Here is a 19,237-nt window from a genome sequence, read left to right as displayed (position 1 = left end):
TTTATCCAGCAGTCACACCCGCCTTCAATGGTACTCAGCCACTTTGAGCAGGCCATTGTCCAGGAAAGAGAGCTTCAGGCCATTCAACCCGAGCAGGTGCCTGTTGACCTGCTGCAATTGCAATATTTACCAAAGCGTGAAGCGAAACCCGATCCATTAATGTTGGAGCAGTATTATGCGCAGCTGATGTATGGCTATCAGGCCTATGTCAAGGCTGTCTTAGGTGATTCATCCACTAATTTTAAAGCCTATGTCCAGCAGGTCGTCAGCTGCTTTGATGATTACCGGATTTTAACGGCTATCCGGCATGGAGACTTCGGGCTAAACAAGATTAATCAGCAGATGGAGCAGCGCTTTTTACAGGCCTCAGCACAGCTAAAGCAAGGGGAATGGTATAAAGGCCGTCCGGTGATGATGACCTATAATGACTACCAGTTGGGCCTGTCTAATGGCGATATCGGCATCTGTTTCTGGCGAGAGCAGCAGGATCAGGCCCAGTTTGAAGTATATTTCCCCAGTCTGGAAAAATGGGTGCCTGCTACGCGTTTACCCAAGAATATCGAAACCGCATTTGCCCTGACCATTCACAAGTCACAAGGTTCAGAATTTACCCATACTGCGGTCGCGCTGGATCAGCAGGCCAAAAGTCTGCTCAGTAAGGAGCTGATTTATACCGCGATTACCCGGGCAAAAAAAATAGTAAGCTTGCTGGTTGATCAGGAGGCCTTTATACAGGCCCTCTGTGTAAAAACCACACGGCACAGTGGTCTGAGTTTAAAAATTATTGAATGTTGTAGTAATTTGTTGGCAAAAAAGACGAAGTCTTTGTAGGTAAAAGCTTACAAGCATTCAGGAAATTGCCGCATAGAGCTTTTGCATAAGATTTGAGAAGATTGGTCACACAAAGAGTTCAACAAGGAAAGTTGAATATAAATCGCATAATAACAACAAGAATGTCTAACGACAGCGAACTTACAGTGAAGTAAGTGAATGAGGAAACTTACAGCCGCTAAGCCTTGTAGTTTTGGGAGAGACTACAGGGCTTTTTTATTGCCTGCTTTTAATGAATTTTGATTTTAATGAATTATTTAAGTACAGAAAATTACTCAATAAAATTTCGTAAGCCGGGTAATTAAGTAGGTTACTAGTGTAACATTGTGCAAGTTTTGCGTAACTTATTGTATGAAATGGCTTACACGTACAGAGGATAAACACCTCTAGTTCTAATTCTCGATTATGGCAAAATCTACCACATCAGGACGATGATTGTTAAATTACAGGATGTATCTTTAACATAATAATAAGCCTAAAACGCAATAAAAAATACAATAAATAATATGATAAAGAAGAGACCACAGCGCGAAAAAGCCCGAGTTTACTCGGGCTTTTTTTTATCGATGTTTATCACTGCATGCGCGGCTTAAAAACTTTTATATTAAATATTCTCGTTTTTGTATTTGACCTCATCAGGTTTATGGCATGTAAAGCCATTTCTTCTGGGCTTTATAAAAAATCACTGTAGGGTATGACTGCTTGAATTGAAGCAAAGATGACAGAAACAAAGAAAAATAGTCTGGCATCTATTGATAAAAGCCGGATCTATTTTTGCAATCTGGCTGAATTTCCCTTAAAATATGCAACTTGCTGTAGTGATGCACGGCAGTCAAGGTCTTGAATTCTCATTACTTTGATTTTTATCAAGATATATAAGCATCTCGGAGAAATCGAATGGCTTTAACAAACGCAGATCGCGCAGAGATCATCGCTAAATTTGCTCGCGCTGAAAACGACACGGGTTCCCCAGAAGTTCAAGTAGCTCTTTTGACTGCTCAAATCAATGACTTACAAGGTCACTTCAAAGAGCACAAACACGACCACCATAGCCGTCGCGGTCTGATCCGTATGGTTAACCAACGTCGTAAGCTTCTTGACTACCTTAAAGGTAAAGACACTACTCGTTACGGCGCTTTGATTGCTGCTTTAGGTTTACGTCGTTAATTCGATTTAAATCTTTATTTTCGGATTATTGCATTTTGAATGCCATATTGATGAAAACAAAGTTCGACCTGGCAAATGTCAGGTTAGAGGAAGGGGCGAATGTTTCGCTCCTTCTTTGTGTTTAAAAATCATGTTTATTTCTGGTGAGGTCGGCTTCTAAGCTTTGTCATTTACTCGGTTCTGTACTGTGAATGCCAAACCTTAGGGGTCTCCACTAGAATAAAATCAGGAAAAAATAAAACATGTCGATGTTTAATATTGTTCGTAAAGAATTTCAATTCGGTCAGCACACTGTAACTTTAGAAACCGGTCGTGTGGCCCGTCAGGCAAACAGTGTCGTAATCACCATGGGTGGTGTACAGGTGCTTGTAGCAGTTGTTGCACAACCTAAAGCAAAAGTAGGTCAAGACTTCTTCCCTTTAACTGTTAACTACCAAGAAAAGCAATATGCTGCTGGTCGTATCCCGGGTGGTTATGGCAAGCGTGAAGGTCGTCAGTCTGAAGCTGAAACTTTAATTTCACGTTTAATTGACCGTCCAATTCGTCCGTTGTTCCCGGAAGGTTACTTCAACGAAATTCAGGTCACCGCAACTGTTATTTCTTCTGACAAAACGATGGATGCTGACATTGCTGCAATGTTGGGTACATCTGCGGCATTGTCTATCGCAGGTACACCGTTCCGTGGTCCAATCGGCGGCGCACGTGTAGGTTTGATCAACGGCGAATATATTCTGAACCCGAACCTAGAACAACTCAAAGAGTCTGATCTTGATCTTGTGGTTGCCGGTACAGAATCTGCAGTACTGATGGTTGAATCTGAAGCGAAAGAACTTTCAGAAGACCAGATGCTGGGTGCTGTATTGTTCGGTCATGACGAAATGCAGATTGCGATCCAGGCGATCAAAGAATTTGCTGCAGCTGCTGGTGCAGTTGAGTCAACTTGGGTGGCTCCGGTTAAAAACGAAGAACTTCTTGGCAAATTGAAAGAAGCATTCGAAGCGAAAATTTCTGAAGCTTATACGATTGCAATCAAACAGGACCGTTATGCGGCACTTGATGCACTTCAGCTAGAAGCCTTAGCTCAGTTCGTTCCAGAAAATGACGAAACCGGTCTGGCTGACGAAGTCAACGAATTATTTGAAGATCTTAAATACCGTACCGTACGTGACAACATCCTGTCTGGTAAGCCACGTATTGATGGACGTGATACCAAAACTGTTCGTGCAATCGACGTACAAGTGGGTGTACTGGACCGTGCTCACGGTTCTGCATTGTTCACACGTGGTGAAACTCAGGCACTGGTAACCACAACTCTGGGTAATACCCGTGATGCGTTGATGGTGGATACCCTTGCAGGTACGAAAACTGATAACTTCATGCTTCACTACAATTTCCCTGCATACTCTGTGGGTGAAACTGGTCGTGAATCTGGTCCTAAACGTCGTGAAATCGGTCATGGCCGTCTGGCGCGTCGTGGTGTTCAAGCCGTTCTTCCTGCCGCTGACCGCTTCCCGTATGTGATCCGCATTGTATCTGACATTACCGAATCAAACGGTTCGTCTTCAATGGCGTCCGTATGTGGTGCTTCTCTATCTCTGATGGATGCAGGTGTGCCACTGAAAGCACCAGTTGCCGGTATTGCAATGGGTCTGGTGAAAGAAGGCGAGCGTTACGCAGTTCTTTCTGACATCTTGGGTGATGAAGATCACCTGGGTGATATGGACTTTAAAGTCGCAGGTTCTGCAAATGGTATTACTGCGCTACAAATGGACATCAAGATCGAAGGGATTACTGAAGAGATCATGGAGTCTGCATTAAACCAGGCTTATGCGGGTCGTATGCATATCTTGAACGAAATGAATCAGGTGATTTCACGTGCACGTCCAGAGATTTCGATGCATGCGCCGACCTTCCAGGTCATCAATATCAACCCGGACAAGATCCGTGACGTGATTGGTAAAGGTGGTGCAACTATTCGTCAGATCACTGAGGAGACCAAAGCTGCAATCGATATTGAAGATAACGGGACAGTACGTGTATTTGGTGAAACTAAAGCTGCTGCACAAGCGGCTATTGCCAAGATCCAGGCACTGACTGCTGAAATTGAACCGGGTACAATTTACACGGGTAAAGTAATTCGTATCGTTGAATTCGGTGCTTTCGTTAATATCCTTCCGGGTACAGATGGCTTGCTGCATATCTCTCAAATCTCGAACGAACGTATTGCGAACGTGACAGATGTATTGAAAGAAGGTCAGGAAGTGAAAGTACAGGTTGCCGATGTTGACAACCGTGGCCGTATCAAATTGACGATGAAAGACATCGAACAAGCTTAATCTTTAAACATTCACATCAGTAAGCTGATGTGAATTGAAAAATCAGCCTTGTGTATGACCTGAGTGATGACTTGGGTTTGCACAGGGCTTTTTTATGGCATGATGTAATAAAATCTGCAAAATAATAATTGAGATATGCAAGAGTATTATTTCTATCATCATTCCACTAGCCAGCATATTTATGTGCATGATCACCTAAATCCTGAGCTTGAGCCTGCTTTTATCTGGCTGGATTGTACCCGTGAAGATGTGGTCAACCGGGCCGAGCAATGGCAGCAGGAGTTGTATGCCAAAACCGGGCTTTGGGTCAATGAATACCATCTGCGTGATATTTTAAATCTGGAACATCCTTGCACTTTTGATACGCTGGAAGATTATGACCTGCTGATTTTCCGTAAGCTGATCAGTCCGCAGGATCAGATCAAGCTGGAATCCCAGATTCATGAAAAACACGAACGGGTGTTTGGTCTGGCCACCACTCCAGTGAGCCTGATCATGACACCGCAGGTGCTGGTCAGCATACGCGAACAGGGCAATAAAGAAGTCGAGAGTTATATCCAGCGCATTAGCACACTGCTGGCCCGCCCAGTTGAAGAGCATTATAAGCCACGCAAACTGCCGGCTACTCCGCTAGATTTAACCTTGCGTTTGCTGAATAACATGGTGGACGGTTATCTGGATCTGCGTACTCCGTTGACCAAGCGGGTAGAGTTCTGGCAACAGGAACTCTTGCAGGGGCATCGCCGCTTTACCAAATGGCATCAGCTGTTACAGGAAAATATGGCTTTCCAGCAGGTAGAAAATTTATGTGAAGAACAAATTGAAATTCTGCAGGAACTACGCGATGAGATTGTGGATAATTATCCGCATCTTAAAGGAAAAAAACGCAATGAAAAGCAGGAAATCATGCTGATACGGGTGGATGACTTGACCAGCCATATCGAAAGAATTCAAAAACACACCACACGTTTGCGTGGAGCAGTACAAACGGCGATTGACTTACATTTTTCCGCAGTTGCCAACCAGACCAATGAGAATATGCGTATTCTGGCCATCATCACGGCGATCTTTGCACCGTTGACCTTGCTGACCGGTATTTACGGCATGAACTTTGAATATATTCCCGGACTCAAGTCGCCTACAGGCTTCTGGATCATGCTGGGGATTATGCTGATCACTACCGTCTTGCTCATTTATTATTTTTATCGCCGGCATCTGGTGGGACGTGGTGAAAAAAGTGTGATTGATATGCTGGCGCAGGAACAGGTGAATCAGCAAATGAACTTACTCTGGTTTATCGGCTATGAGCCGATTAAACACAGCCTGACCGGAACCGTCAAAGGCACAGTGAAGACCATGAAAATGATGGAAAAGTTTAGCCGCCTGAAATAGAAAAATGTATCTCTGCCAGACGATCTTTAAAAATGCCGATTGCGCTTAATAGCTAAACCGGATGAAGCGCTACATTTTAAGGATGAGTCTTACTCCAGAGGATCAGCTTCTGCATTTTTCAGGAGACGGTAAATTTCATCTTTGAGTTTAAGCTTTTTACGTTTAATGACTTCAATGTCATTATTCACATGATTCACCGGATCGAGCTCAAGTTGGACAATCTTTTTGTCCAGCTCATTATGCTCTTCAAACAGGCGGGCGAAATGTGGATTTTCTTCGCGAAGCTGCACAATTAAATCGCGATATTCGGGAAACATATATTTCATTTTTTTATTGCAGTCTTTAGTCTTCATAGAAATTCAGGAACTCTCAAAATCAAAGAAAAACATACTATGCCCTGACTTGATTCAGCAATTTGAATAGGAACAGGGCATGAGAAAAGGCCTATTTAAAATGTAAGTGTTTAATCTCACGGCGCAATTCCTGTACCTCATCAATCAGGTCCAGCATCATTGCCACTGCACTGAAAGAAGCGTCAAAATCGCGCTGCAGACGGTAAGCACGTTGTGCACACGAAATATCCTCACCTAAAAAGAAGCTCGTTTGTGTGGTGGAGCGATCCGGTAAAATGCCATGTTCTATCAGCTGCATGACCCATTCCGGACTTTGGCCGCAGACTTCAGAAAAATGAATCAAATCAAAGGTGCGATCATCCATAATTTCAGAAGGGATAGAACCGTGTGAGAAATTCTCTTGATACTGAATTGTAGTCATAGGTTTACTCCTTAAACAGCCAGGCGAGAGCTTCAACAGGAAATGATGCTGAAGAGTGAGATAAGCTTAAGTGGCTCAAATCTCGCTGCTCTGCCCCCAATGGCATGCTATAGCAGCTGCCAAAGCTTGGAAATGAAACAAGATGAAACCCGACAGGGTCTCCTCTGGAGCTTTGCCTTTAAAACGGTCAGACTTCATATGTTTAAGAGCAAGCTGTCGAGTTTCTATGCGGGTACTGTGACCTGCGCTCCTGCATCCCTTCTTAGTCACTTGGTAGAAGAAACAGATGCCAACTTTGAACTGTAATTGAACCATCCAAAGCAATTGAAGCCGAGACTGAAGCTTGATCATCATTTTTGAATAAAAATTAACCGCCTTCCAACCATTATTGTGATTTTCTGAATATTGAAACAGTTATTATTTGTACCTTATTGTTTCAAAACATGACCAATAAAAAAGCCCCTGCAAGAGGAGCTTTAAAAAGCTTAGAGAATTAGTATTTTACCCAAGTTACGCTACGACCAATAACTGAAACTCCGACATAGCCGCGTAAGGTTAGACGTTTACCGTTGGCACTTAAACGTGCCTTGCCCTTGTAGACTTTACCGCTGATCGGATCTAAAACCTTGCCATCATGGTATTCACGCGGCTTTTTTGGGTCTGCTTTAAAATCCCAGATAAATGGCAAACCTAGGAAAGGCTTGTTCTTGAGCTGACCTGGACACTTATGGCAGATCCCCATTTTTTCTGCACCCGGCAAACTGCGAGTTTCGACGATGATGCCTTCATAGCTGCCATCAGGTTTTTTACGGATTTCAACATCTGCACGTGAATATCCAGATTGATCATCAATCGTTTTCCATTTCCCCAGTAATGGATCATCGGCTGCAATACTTAAACTTGCCGCTGTTGCCAAGGTGAACCCCATTATTAAACGATTTAAATTTTTCATCATAACTTGCCTGTTGACTAATGATTATCCGTATTAGATTTATTACTCTAATTTATTTGCAATCATTAACAAAATCAACACCATAAACAGTGATAGATGTCTCGCTTATTTAAAATAAAGTGAATGGTGTTTGTTATAAGGTAATTAATTATTAACAAATCAAAAGGTCGGTTTTATTTAAAAGAGGAAATTTGCAACGATGTTATCGAAATATAAATAAAAAAAAGCATTCTTGACGAATGCTTTTTTTTTTGAAACTGATTTAACTTAGGTGTTCGCCAAACAGGCCTAATGCTTCTTCAGCAGTAAAGGTGTAATGGCTGTTACAGAACTGGCAGTCCATTTCAATCGGATTCTGGAATTCCAGGGTTTCACGTACTGATTCGACCCCAATCTGCTGTAAAGCAACTGCACAACGTTCTTTAGAACAGGTACAGCCAAACTTCAGCTGTTCTATTTCGGGCAGGCGAACTTCTTCTTCATTATATAAACGGTAAAGAATTTCGTTGGCTTCCAGACTGATCAGCTCTTCCAGCTTTAAGGTTTCGGTCAAGATGGTCAGACGCGGCCACAGGTCTTCATCCACACGGCGCTGTTCTTCTTCACTATTGCGGGGGAGAAGCTGGATCAATAAGCCGCCTGCACGCTGGTGATCACTGGCCAGGACAATGCGGGTCGGAATCTGGGCAGACAGGTCATAGTACTGCATCAGGCAGCCCGCCAGATTTTCCTGATCCAGAGGAACAATCCCCTGATAACGCTCACCCAATTCAGGCTCAATATTAATAAACAGTACCGGATTGATCAGGGTTTTCAGTACCGTACTGCTGTCGTTCGCCTGCTGGAAATGTGGATCTTCTTCATAATCTGCCAGCGCACGCACTTCACCCAAATGGTTACATTCAGCCATGGCCCATTTAAACGTACCAGAGGCCTGAATTTGCAGACTGATCCGCCCTTTGATTTTTAAAGTGCTCGCCAGCAGTGCTGTCGCACTGAGCATCTCACCCAACAGGATTTTAACGGCAGGCGCATAGTCGCGCTGGGCTAAAATAGTTTGTAAAGCTTCTTCAAGATGCACCACTTCACCACGAACAGGGCTATCTTCAATAAAAAAGCGTTGGCGTAAATCAGACATAAAATTCTCCATAACCCTGCTTTAATGGTGACACTATTGTAAAACACAAGTTATGCCAGATCATCTCTTGTCGCATCAATTCCTGAGCGGTTGATGTCCTGTTGCTGCTGTGTATCTGGTTGCAGTGTGTGTAGCGGCTCCTGACTGAACAAATATTCCAGCTCTGCCAGATGATGCCGATGTTGGTCACTATGCAGGCCATCTTCGCTGTCTAAAGTATACTGACGCCTGAGCAGGTTTTCATCATGTTGGCGAAAGGTCTGGATAAACTGCGAAAAGTCCGCTTCCGTTTCAGGATTTAAATCTTCCAGCAGGGCCTGGCCGAGTTCCAGCGCAGAGGCATAGGTTTCCCGCCAGATCCGTTCTACACCGAGGTCTCGCAGTAACTGTACATGATGACGGTCACGGGCACGTACCCATAAGGTCATGTCTGGATAATTCAGCCGCAGATGCCGGACCACCAGCAAATTGTCTTCAATGTCATCTATTGCCACGATAACATGCTGCACCTGTTCAATGCCGGCCCGATGCAGACTGTGCGGTTCGGTGGCATTGGCCTGATAAAACGGAATATGATATTCAGACAGCACATGGCTGGCTTCGACATGACTGTCCATGACGCTGAAAGCTTGTTGTTGCTGTCTTAAAATTCGTGCGATGATCTGACCAAAACGCCCAAATCCGATCAGCAGAACCGGCGTGGGTGGAGAGGGCACACTCTCGGTATTAAAAGTAGCCGCCAGATGATTCTGCCGGTCCAGCCGCGGCAGAATTTGGCTATGCAGCAGCCGATAGCATAACGGTGTCAAGCACATCGACAGGCTGACCATCCACAGAAGGCTAGATACTAAGACCTGATCCATAAGCTGGTGAGTGCTTGCCATCACCAAGGCGATAAAGGCGAACTCGCCACCTTGGGCAAGACTGACAGCCAGCAGGGCAGACTTGCGCCATGCTTGATGATAATAACGTGCCAAGCCTAGCCCAAGCAGAAATTTGATCAGCATCAAGGCCGCCGTACCAGCCAGAATGGTGAGGGGGAAATCAAATAGTTCCTGAACATCTAAGGACATGCCCAGTCCAATAAATGCCAGACCAATCACGATACCTTTAAAGGGCTGGATACTGCTTTCTACCGTTTGACGAAAATCGGAGTCCGCTAGCAGAATCCCGGCAAACAGGGCACCCAGAAACAGGCTGAGCCCCAAGGTATGCATCAGGGCCAATAGAGCCAGCATGATGACCATAGCCACCAGCATATGTAAATCATGGCTGCCTGTTTTTACAATCCAGCGATAAAGAGGTCGCATCAGATAATGATTGAACAGGAACAGGCCGCTAAACGTGGTCATGATAGCGGCAAAATAAGCCACGCCATGTTCGGTCGAGTTGATGCCAGCAAATAAAGGAATCGCTGCCAATACTGGAATTGCCAGCAGGGCCTGAATCAATAAAATGGAATAGGTGGTTTGACCGGTACTGCTGGCCAGCTGTTCCTGATCGTTCAGGTACTGGGTCACCAAAGTCATTGCAGACAGGCTGCCGGCCAGTCCGATGACTACACTGACCAAGAGCTGTTGCTGCCAGAATGCCCAGGCCATCAGGCTAAAAAACAGGGTGGAACCGAATACGAGTAAACTGGCCATGATCCAGCTGGACTGGGGAATTTGCAGGATACGCTGAGGTCGAAGTTGCAGCCCGATCCAGAACAGCAGCCCCAGCAGGCTCAGCTCTATAAAGCTGTGTAGGAGGGTGGGCGACTGGATCAGCGTGAAAACGCTGGGTCCCAAGATCAGGCCTGTTAACAGATAGCCCAGGACCTTGGGCAATTTGAGCATGTTACTCAGAGGCACGATGATCAGTGCCATTGCCAGGACCAGTGTTATTTGCAACAGTATCGACATTTTTCCGCCTTAAATTTTATTTTCATCCGATCCGCTTGAGCTTTCATTTATACAGACAGCTTCAATGGTCTTAACTGAGTTCCTGCGGATCAATATCCAGGGTCAGTTTCATGCTGGAAGGCTTTTCCTGCAACAGGTTCTGCCACCAGCTCCTGACATAATAATGCAAACGGGCACGATCTGCAGACAGCAGGACCATATGTGATTGATAGCGTCCGGCCTTACGTTCCATAGGGGCAGGAATCGGCCCCCAGATATCCAGTACCAGATCAGGATATTGCCTGAGTAGGGCCGCATGTTTCTGTAAGAATTCAGTATTTTGTGCCTGATCTCTGGATTCACAGCGGATCAGCACGGCATAACGAAACGGTGGCATCTGGGCAATTTGCCGTTCGGTTAACGTCTGCTTGGCGAAAGCGCGGTAGTTTTCATTAACCAGCGTATTCAGTAAGGCATGATCCGGTCTGAGCGTCTGTAAATAGACATCGCCCTTATGCTCACCACGTCCTGCCCGTCCTGCCACCTGGATGATCAGCTGTGCAGTACGTTCAGTGGCCCGGAAATCGACACTGAGCAAACCGGAATCAATATCCAGAATGGCGACCAGCGTGACATAAGGAAAATGATGTCCCTTGGCCAGCATCTGGGTACCGAGCAGAATAGCCGGCTCGCTTTTTTGTATCTTGTCATAGATTTTTTGCCAGCTGCCCACCCGGCTGGTGGAATCCCGGTCGACCCGGATCACTTCAGAATCGGGAAAAAGCTCATTCAGATGTTCTTCAACTTTGCCGGTGCCCATGCCTAAAGTCACCAGCTCGGTATGCTGGCACTGCGGACATTGTTCAGGTAGACGATGAATGGTGCCACAGTGATGACAGTGCAAATGTTGATACGGTTGGCGGTGTACAGTGAAATTGGCATCACAATGTGGACACTGGGCCTGCCAGCCACAACTACCACAGATCAGTACCGGGGCATAGCCCCGACGATTAAGAAAGACCAGCACCTGCTCTTTTTTAGCCAGGCGTTTTTTAATTTCCTGAATCAGGTGCAGACTGATGCCATGCTGTTTTTGGGCGACTTTTAAATCCAGAATATGGATTTTGGGCATTAAGGCGCTGCCGGCACGTTGATTGAGTTCCAGCACCTGCATTTTGCCTTGCTGAACCAGCGCATAACTGTCAATACTGGGGGTTGCTGAACCCAGAATCACCGGACATTGCTGTAAATGCCCCCGATACAGTGCAACATCACGGGCGTGATAGCGAAAACCTTCCTGTTGTTTAAAGGACAGATCGTGTTCTTCATCCAGAATGATAAGGCCCAGATTCGGCATTGGCGTATAAATGGCGGAACGTGTGCCCAGTATGATCGAAGCTTTACCAGTTTCAGCGGCCTGCCAGGCTTGCAAACGCTTGCTGTCATTCAGCCCGGAGTGTAGCAGGGCAATATGACAATGAAAACGGGACTGAAAGCGGCTAATCGTTTGGGGGGTAAGGCCAATTTCGGGCACCAGCACCAGCACCTGCTGGCCTTGCTTCAGCACTTGCTGCATAACCTGCAAATAGACCTCAGTTTTTCCGCTTCCAGTCAGGCCATCCAGTAAAAAAGCCTGATATTTCTTGCAGTATTTGAGGATTTGCTGAATCGCATGCTTTTGTTCAGGATTGGCTGTCAGTGGCATCTGTGCCAGCCGCATCGGCTGAGGACTGAAATCCTGCTGCTCCAGTACACAGCAACAAATGCCTTTTTTTTCCAGGGCTTTTAATGTGGCGGTTTCAATCCCGGCCAGATTGAGGACATTTTCAGTCGTACCGACCGGATGCAGTTTTAAAATCCGGTAAGCTTCCTGCTGTTTTTCGGAGCGGCGAATTTTGGCTTCGGCCTCATGCTCTAGAAGCTTCCAGGTCCGGGCCAGCAGATTATAGGGTTTTCCCTGACGTAATAATGTCGGCAGTGCGGTCTGGATCACTTCACCGATCGGGAATTGATAATATTGTGCGGACCATGTCAACAAACTTAAAACTTTAGCATCTAAAATGGCGCGTTCATCCAGGAGCTCCGTAATCGACTTAAGCTTGAAACTGGGATCAATCGGCGCATCCAGCGGCAGCTTTTCGGTAATCACACCGACCAGATTCTGCCGGCCAAAGGAAACCGCCACCCGGGCACCGACTTCGGCCTGTTGATATTGTTCCTGACTTAAACTGTAGTCAAAACAATCAAACAGACGTACCGGTACCGCAACGCGAACACGGTGAACAGGTACAGAAGGGGGAGCAGAATTCGGCATAATGATGAAAGAGGTCCTGATGAAATTTCGTCGTGCTCAAAGTTCAGTTGTGTTAGAGTGAGCGGATAATTTATATGAAAGAATATGAATGATTTCGGTGGTCTGACGCAACCGCGTTAAGCAAAAATTTTGGAAAATTAGAGCATTACAATGCCTGCATATCAGTTTATTGCGCTTGATGCTTCAGGAAAGCAGCAAAAGGGCGTGCTTGAGGGAGATTCTGCACGTCAGATCCGGCAGCAGCTTAGAGATCAGGCACTGGTTCCGGTCTCTGTCGATCCGGTCGAGAAAAAAGACCAGCACTATCAGCGTAAATGGTTTGAAAAAAGTATCACAGCCTATGATCTGGCCTTGATGACCCGGCAATTAGCCGTGTTGGTGGCGGCTGCCATTCCGCTGGAAGAAGCCATTCGTGCCGTTGGTAAACAGAGTGAAAAAGTCCATGTGCAAAACCTGCTGATGTCGGTGCGCTCCAAAGTGCTGGAAGGACATAGCCTGGCTCAGGCCTTACAGCAGTCGGGACGTTTTCCTGAACTGTATACCGCGACGATTGCCGCCGGGGAGCGCTCCGGACATTTGGATCTGATTCTGGATCAACTGGCAGATTATACGGAAAACCGTTTCGCCATGCAGAAAAAAATTCAGGGTGCCATGATCTACCCGATTATTCTGCTGTTGATGTCTTTTGCGATTGTGATGGGTTTGATGACCTATGTGGTGCCGGATATTGTCAAGACTTTTGACCAGAGCAAGGATGCCTTGCCGTGGATTACTGTCGCTTTAATGAAAGCCAGTGATTTTATCCGGATTGCCTGGCCATTTTTACTGATAGGCAGTATCACCAGTTTCTTCCTGCTGGTACGTTTTTTAAGAAGTACCGCCGGGCATTATGCCTTTGACCGCCTGACCTTAAAGTTGCCCTTGTTTGGAAAATTATCCCGGGGCATTAATGCCGCGCGTTTTGCCAGTACCTTATCCATTTTGACCCAGTCCGGTGTGCCGCTGGTCGATGCTTTGCGGATTGGTGCAGCCGTCAGTAACAACTGGGTGATCCGTGATGCGGTAAATCTGGCCGCTGAAAAAGTCACCGAAGGCGGCAACCTGGCAACCCAGCTGGATCGCAGTGGTTATTTTCCACCGATGATGGTACAAATGATCAAAAGTGGTGAAGCCTCAGGTGAACTGGACCGGATGCTGGATCGGGCTTCTCAGATGCAGGACCGTGAAGTCACTACCCTGATCTCAACCTTGCTGGCTTTACTGGAACCGCTGATGTTGGTGCTGATGGCCAGTATTGTTTTGGTGATTGTGATTGCAGTGATGCTGCCCATTGTAAATATGAATAATATGATTTAAACAGAAACCGGTTAAAATTTTCAGGTGCTTGACCTGAAGCCGAATATTCTGAACGATATAAACACATGCGAGAGATTAAATGAAAAGGAATCTGAACCAGAGACAAGGTCTTCCAAATACGATGCCAATCAAGAGGGCTGCAGGTTTTACCCTGATTGAAGTCATGGTGGTGATTGTGATTCTGGGAGTGCTGGCAGCACTGATTGTACCGAATGTGATGGGGCGGGGTGAAAAAGCCAAGGTCGATACAACCGTCATCAAACTGCAAAGTATTGCAGGTGCACTGGATCAATATAAGCTCGATAATGGTAAATATCCAAGTATGCAGGACGGGGGGCTGGATGCTCTGGTGAATCAGCCGGCAACTGCAAAAAACTGGCTACCGGGCGGTTATGTTAAAGGGGGCTATCCAAAAGACAGTTGGGAAAATGAACTGCAATATGTGATGCCGGGAACCGAGGGCCGTGCTTTTGATCTGTACTCATTTGGGGCAGATGGTCAGGCCGGTGGGGATGGAACGGATAGCGATATTTATTATCAGCCTTAATCGAGAATCATTATAAATTCTCACTGAATGGAATATATCACTTCACTTTATCGCTTATCTTTGTATTCAGTGAAGTGATAATAGGTATTAATTATAAAATATAATATAAGTTTTTGAAAAATATATAAATTAAGTAATAGAAACGATATGCGAGTTATAATAAGAATTATTCCCATGTTTATCTATTACAATTCTCGTAAGATATGAATAAAGCTACACTTTCTATTTATTTGAAAAAGCTCATAATGCTCTGAAAGGCACCTGACTCGCCAACGGAGAAACATATGAAAGCATTTATCTTGAAAGATGAAATCAACCAATTTCACTGGTTGATGCTGAAATCTGTTCTTCTGGTTTTAAGCATGTTGCCGGTCAGTCAGGGAATCGTTCATTTATGGCAGAACACCGAAGGTAGCAGCCAGATTATGGTGGCTTTCTTTGCCATCAGTGTGATGAGCAGTTTAATGGCTCTCTGTTTCTGGTCAGCATTAAATGTGAGTGTTATTCGCATTCAGGCCGAGCAAAGCTCAGCATTTGAACAGGCAGTCGTTTACATTTATCGTCATGTACCGATGCTCACTCTGGCCAGTATGATCTCTTATTTGGCGACTCAACTCTAAATACTGAAATGAAAAAACCGGGACTATAGTCCCGGTTTTTTGTTTTCTTTTTTCAATTACCGTCTCGACTTGAAGCTGACATCTACCTTACGCGGACGGAAACGCCAGCCGACTAGCAATAGCAGAGCTGAGAAGATCATGACAGGCCAATCGCTGAGTTTCGTATACAGGGTTTGGCCCTGCATGGCTGGAAGTTCACCCCGTAATATGGCTTCCTGATCCATTGGGGCTTTTTTCACAATATGCCCCTTGTGATCAATAAACGCAGTTACCCCGGTATTGGTGGCGCGAATAAACCAGCGGCCATTTTCTTTGGCCCGCATTTGTACCATCTGTAAATGTTGCAATGGGCCTGCTGTACCGGTAAACCAGGCATCATTTGAAACAGTGACCAGAAAATCGCTCTGACTGGCATTACGACGGGTTAAATTGGGATAAGCCACTTCATAACAGATGGCCGAACCCAGATGTTGATTTTTCACATTCAGCGGCTGCTGGTTATCAGCACCACGTGAGAAACCACTCATAGACGGGTCATTTTGCAGGCCAGGCAAAACCCAGCTTAACCAGCCGGAGAGGGGGATATATTCACCAAACGGCACCAGACGCTGTTTCTTATAAAGTCCGCTAGACTCCTCACCTGTGGCCATAATACTGTTATAATATTTTGGATAGCCTGCTGTCTTGGACTCTTCCAGATCCCAGTACGGGATTCCAGTAATCCATGCTGTACCTGACTTTTCTGCCTGTACTTTCATGGACTCTAAAAATTCCTGAATATCGGTCTGGAACATGGGAATTGAGGACTCAGGCCAGACAATCAGATCACGTCCCCATTCGGTTTTGCTCAGATTGGCATAGATCAGCAGGGTTTTAACCTGATATTCGGTTAACCATTTCAGATCCTGAGGAATATTGCCTTGAATCAGGGAAACCGTTAAAGGCTTCTGATTTTTTTGCTCGACAAAGCTCAGTTGTGCTGCGCCCCATGCACCCAATAACAAGATGGCTGAAGGAATAGCCCAGAAAAAGCGTTTGTTCAGAATTTCGACCAGCGCACATGCCAGAACGATGACCACAAACGACACCCCGAATACCCCAAATAATGGCGCATAGGCATCCAGGTAGCGCTCGGTAAAGGCATAGCCGACAAAGAGCCACGGAAAACCGGTAAATACCCAGGTTTTTGCCCATTCAAAAAGTACCCACAGTGGGGCAAACGTGAGCGGGGTTTCCGGGAAAAAACGGCGATAAACAAAGGTCTGAACCGCTGTAAATAAACCCATGACCATGGCCATGATCAGGATCATGACTAGACTCATAACCGCGCTGGTATCACCATAGACATGGATAGAGGTATATAGCCAGAACGCTCCCACAAACCAGAGGCCGATTCCATAAGCCCAGCCGATACCGAATGCTTGTTTGGCACTACGTCCGCGTACACAGGCATAGAGCAATGCAGGGGACAAAATGGCCAGCCACCAGTAATGATAAGGTGCCAATGCTAAGCTGAATATGGCCCCTGCAAACAGGGCAATCAATAATGGATAAATCAGAGGTAATGGTTTTTGTGGCGATGAAGTATGCATTAACTTGTCAAAAGACGCTCTCATTGGCGTACTGCTCGAATCAGATGAATAGAACGGGAATCTGCTGCAAGAATGGTAAATTGCCAGTTGTCCAGTTCAATCACCTGACCTTCCAGATCACTTACCAGACCAATTTCCTGTAGCAATAATCCGCCCATGGTTTCCACTTCATCATCTGAGAACTGGGTATCCAGCATCGTATTAAAATACTCGATCGGGGTCAGCGCCTGAACAATCCAGGTGTTGGCGGTCGCTGGATCTTGATCGGGTACGATATATTGTGATTCTTCATCCGCATTGTCATGCTCATCTTCAATTTCGCCGACAATTTCTTCCAGAATATCTTCCAGGGTCACCAGACCAGAGGTGGTGCCATATTCGTCGATGACGATGGCAATATGAGTCTGGGTATTTTTCAGCATGCGCAGAAGCTGATCCGAACGCGCACTTTCTGGTACAAACAGCGGCTGACGCATCAACGCACGGATATCCACTTTTGCAGATGGCTCGGTCAGAAACGGCAATAAATCCTTGGCCAGCAGAATACCCACCACATTATCTGGCTGATCCGATGAAAAGACCGGGAAACGTGAGTGTGCGGACTCCACCAGAACATGCAGAATATCCAGCAACTCATCATCTTCTTGCAAGCTGATCATGGATGTTCTTGGCGTCATGACCTCGCGAACTTTGGTTGCAGGCAGATCAAGAACGCCTTCAAGCATGGCAACAGTATCGGGTTCTAAAAATCGACGTGAATCTTGTACTAGTTTTAGCAGTTCGTCGCGAGTTTCGGGTGCAGTTCCCAGCCATTTACGTAAGCCGCGCATACCCCACGACGGGCCTGATTCCTCGTGCATGATCTTTCCTAAAGACTCTTAATATCTAAAAAAACGTGATTTTATCATACCGCAGAAAATACACTTGTCTATTGTAATTGTGCTGTAAAACCCTGATCAGACGGGTCAACAAGTATTTCACCGTCCGACTAAAACCGGATGCTGCAATGCCGGGGGCACTTTATGCTAAAATAGCCCGATTTTAAACTCCTGAGTCTGCCCATGTCTGAAGCTGAAATGACACCTAGCTTGCAATTAAATACCCGAGGTCTGCGCTGTCCCGAGCCGGTAATGATGCTGCATCAGGCGATCCGTAAATCCAAAGCCGGTGATGTGATTGAAGTTTTTGCAACGGATAATTCAACGTCTTGGGATATTCCAAAGTTCTGTATGCATCTGGGGCATGAATTGTTGTTGCAGGAAGAGCGTTTAGATGAAAATGGCAATAAAGAATTTCATTATCTGGTGAAGAAAGGCTAATTGGGTTTAGGCAGATGAACTTGATCATTTGCCTTTTCTATTTAAGTACATACAGGTTCTACGGCTGTGTAAACCCTCTGCATTTAAAATAGAAAACCTGCTTGAACTAAAACAAGAAGAATTAAATAAAAATTTTTTACTTTCAAGCTCAACTCATAAGGAAAGCAAATAAACAGGTCAGATAAAACAGGCTAGGCTTAATCAATTAAATTCATTATAATGCCGAAAAAATAGTCATAAAAATTAAAAATGATAAGAATTTCTATTGCTCAGGTACTTAAACAATTGGGTTTAAGTGCGCAGAAACGTGCTTTACATGTTCAATTTTCTCATCCGCAACTCAATATAGAAGTTTTCCTGCAACGCATTGATGGTCAGCATGTTCTGAATCGGGGCGTGAAGGTTGAACTCATCTGTCTATCTACCAATGCCTTGATTCCGCTAAAAAAGTTTATAGGCACACAGGTCGCCGTCGATCAGGTAACAGATCAGGGGCAACTGTTTCGCAGTTCCGGGATTATCACCCAGGCTGCTCAGGGGCAGAGTGATGGAGCCTTAACGCTTTATAAACTGACTCTAGAAGATGCAACCTCGCTCTGGCATAAACGCCGTAATAGCCGCGTATTTATGGACAAAAATGTCCGTGAGATTACTGAAGTTATCTTTAAAGAATGGCAGAGTAAAAGTCCACTATTTGCCGCTGCACTTAAGCTAGATTTATCCGGTTTACAGCAGACTTATGATGTGCGTCCTTTTAGCATGCAGTCGAATGAAACCGACTATGATTTTTTAACCCGTTTATGGCGCAGTGAAGGGATTAACTGGCTGATTGATGAGTCTGAGCTGATGGTCGTGCATTCTTCTGCACCGATTGCAGCGCAAAAGCTCAGACTGATTGATGACAATCGCCACTATCAGGCACTACGTCGCCGGGCAATCCGTTTTCATCGTTCCAGTGCGACAGAGCAGGCCGACAGCATTACCAGCTTTATTGCCGAGCGACAGTTACAGCCGAC

At 45.5% G+C, this 19,237-nt stretch carries 18 protein-coding genes; 10 read left to right on the top strand and 8 right to left on the bottom strand.

What is annotated here, in order from left to right; genetic code table 11:
• The 4 genes from E2K52_RS09005 to E2K52_RS08990 all read left to right on the top strand — a co-directional run.
• On the top strand, positions 1-831 hold an 831-nt coding region (locus E2K52_RS09005; protein ID WP_161981133.1), incomplete at its 5' end, for an ATP-binding domain-containing protein.
• 897 nt (positions 832-1,728) lie between these two features.
• Positions 1,729-1,998, top strand: a complete 270-nt coding sequence (gene rpsO, locus E2K52_RS09000) for a 30S ribosomal protein S15 (RefSeq protein ID WP_151204808.1) — start codon at positions 1,729-1,731, stop codon at positions 1,996-1,998.
• A gap of 248 nt (positions 1,999-2,246) precedes the next feature.
• Complete coding sequence (gene pnp, locus E2K52_RS08995) at positions 2,247-4,334, top strand: polyribonucleotide nucleotidyltransferase (RefSeq protein WP_171478832.1); 2,088 nt, start codon at positions 2,247-2,249, stop codon at positions 4,332-4,334.
• 135 nt (positions 4,335-4,469) lie between these two features.
• Positions 4,470-5,726 (top strand): magnesium transporter CorA family protein, encoded by a 1,257-nt coding sequence (locus E2K52_RS08990; RefSeq protein WP_151204806.1) that lies wholly within the window; start codon positions 4,470-4,472, stop codon positions 5,724-5,726.
• 89 nt (positions 5,727-5,815) lie between these two features.
• Here E2K52_RS08990 and E2K52_RS08985 read toward each other — a convergent pair whose 3' ends face one another.
• Together E2K52_RS08985 and E2K52_RS08980 are read right to left on the bottom strand one after the other, a co-directional pair.
• Positions 5,816-6,079, bottom strand: coding sequence for a YdcH family protein (locus E2K52_RS08985; RefSeq protein ID WP_151204805.1), 264 nt, complete (start codon positions 6,077-6,079; stop codon positions 5,816-5,818).
• Positions 6,080-6,170: 91 nt separating this feature from the next.
• Positions 6,171-6,500, bottom strand: coding sequence for a chaperone modulator CbpM (locus E2K52_RS08980; protein WP_151204804.1), 330 nt, complete (start codon positions 6,498-6,500; stop codon positions 6,171-6,173).
• Between the two features lie 126 nt (positions 6,501-6,626).
• Between E2K52_RS08980 and E2K52_RS15430 the strand changes: the two genes are divergently transcribed.
• A complete protein-coding gene (locus E2K52_RS15430) occupies positions 6,627-6,806 on the top strand; it encodes a hypothetical protein (RefSeq protein ID WP_227548226.1) in 180 nt (59 codons plus the stop codon).
• A gap of 187 nt (positions 6,807-6,993) precedes the next feature.
• On the opposite strand, the gene E2K52_RS08975 is transcribed toward E2K52_RS15430, so the two are convergent.
• The 4 genes from E2K52_RS08975 to E2K52_RS08960 form a co-directional block, all read right to left on the bottom strand.
• On the bottom strand, positions 6,994-7,455 hold the full coding sequence (locus E2K52_RS08975) for a DUF2147 domain-containing protein (RefSeq protein ID WP_151204803.1): 462 nt from the start codon (positions 7,453-7,455) through the stop codon (positions 6,994-6,996).
• A 259-nt stretch (positions 7,456-7,714) separates the two neighbouring features.
• Positions 7,715-8,590, bottom strand: a complete 876-nt coding sequence (hslO, locus tag E2K52_RS08970) for an Hsp33 family molecular chaperone HslO (RefSeq protein WP_151204802.1) — start codon at positions 8,588-8,590, stop codon at positions 7,715-7,717.
• Positions 8,591-8,640: 50 nt separating this feature from the next.
• The gene (locus tag E2K52_RS08965) at positions 8,641-10,494 is read right to left on the bottom strand and encodes a cation:proton antiporter (RefSeq protein ID WP_151204801.1); all 1,854 of its coding nucleotides are present in this window, start codon (positions 10,492-10,494) and stop codon (positions 8,641-8,643) included.
• Positions 10,495-10,564: 70 nt separating this feature from the next.
• Complete coding sequence (locus E2K52_RS08960; protein ID WP_151204800.1) at positions 10,565-12,787, bottom strand: primosomal protein N'; 2,223 nt, start codon at positions 12,785-12,787, stop codon at positions 10,565-10,567.
• A gap of 150 nt (positions 12,788-12,937) precedes the next feature.
• Between E2K52_RS08960 and gspF the strand changes: the two genes are divergently transcribed.
• The 3 genes from gspF (at position 12,938) to E2K52_RS08945 (ending at position 15,310) form a co-directional block, all read left to right on the top strand.
• The gene (gene gspF / locus E2K52_RS08955) at positions 12,938-14,143 is read left to right on the top strand and encodes a type II secretion system inner membrane protein GspF (protein ID WP_151204799.1); all 1,206 of its coding nucleotides are present in this window, start codon (positions 12,938-12,940) and stop codon (positions 14,141-14,143) included.
• A gap of 79 nt (positions 14,144-14,222) precedes the next feature.
• On the top strand, positions 14,223-14,690 hold the full coding sequence (gspG, locus tag E2K52_RS08950; protein ID WP_413772992.1) for a type II secretion system major pseudopilin GspG: 468 nt from the start codon (positions 14,223-14,225) through the stop codon (positions 14,688-14,690).
• Between the two features lie 284 nt (positions 14,691-14,974).
• Positions 14,975-15,310 (top strand): hypothetical protein, encoded by a 336-nt coding sequence (locus E2K52_RS08945; RefSeq protein WP_151204798.1) that lies wholly within the window; start codon positions 14,975-14,977, stop codon positions 15,308-15,310.
• A 56-nt stretch (positions 15,311-15,366) separates the two neighbouring features.
• Here the strand turns inward: E2K52_RS08945 and lnt are convergent, their stop codons facing one another.
• Together lnt and E2K52_RS08935 are read right to left on the bottom strand one after the other, a co-directional pair.
• Positions 15,367-16,926 carry an apolipoprotein N-acyltransferase gene (gene lnt, locus E2K52_RS08940; RefSeq protein WP_151204797.1) on the bottom strand — a complete coding sequence of 520 codons (1,560 nt, stop codon included), beginning with the start codon at positions 16,924-16,926 and terminating at the stop codon, positions 15,367-15,369.
• Entirely contained in the window at positions 16,923-17,762 is an 840-nt protein-coding gene (locus tag E2K52_RS08935) for an HlyC/CorC family transporter (protein WP_151204796.1), read from the bottom strand. The genes lnt and E2K52_RS08935 overlap by 4 nt, the downstream gene beginning before the upstream one ends.
• 201 nt (positions 17,763-17,963) lie before the next feature.
• Here E2K52_RS08935 and tusA point away from each other — a divergent pair, with 201 nt between their 5' ends.
• Positions 17,964-18,221, top strand: coding sequence for a sulfurtransferase TusA (gene tusA / locus E2K52_RS08930; protein ID WP_151204795.1), 258 nt, complete (start codon positions 17,964-17,966; stop codon positions 18,219-18,221).
• Positions 18,222-18,470: 249 nt separating this feature from the next.
• The coding region (locus E2K52_RS08925; RefSeq protein WP_201798515.1) for a phage late control D family protein at positions 18,471-19,237 on the top strand (767 nt) is incomplete at its 3' end.

Origin of the sequence: Acinetobacter sp. RF14B (assembly GCF_006864105.1) — a bacterium.
GTDB lineage: Bacteria > Pseudomonadota > Gammaproteobacteria > Pseudomonadales > Moraxellaceae > Acinetobacter > Acinetobacter lwoffii_C.
Note: the sequence above shows the minus strand (reverse complement) of the source record. Positions and strands in the feature narration are given on the sequence as shown.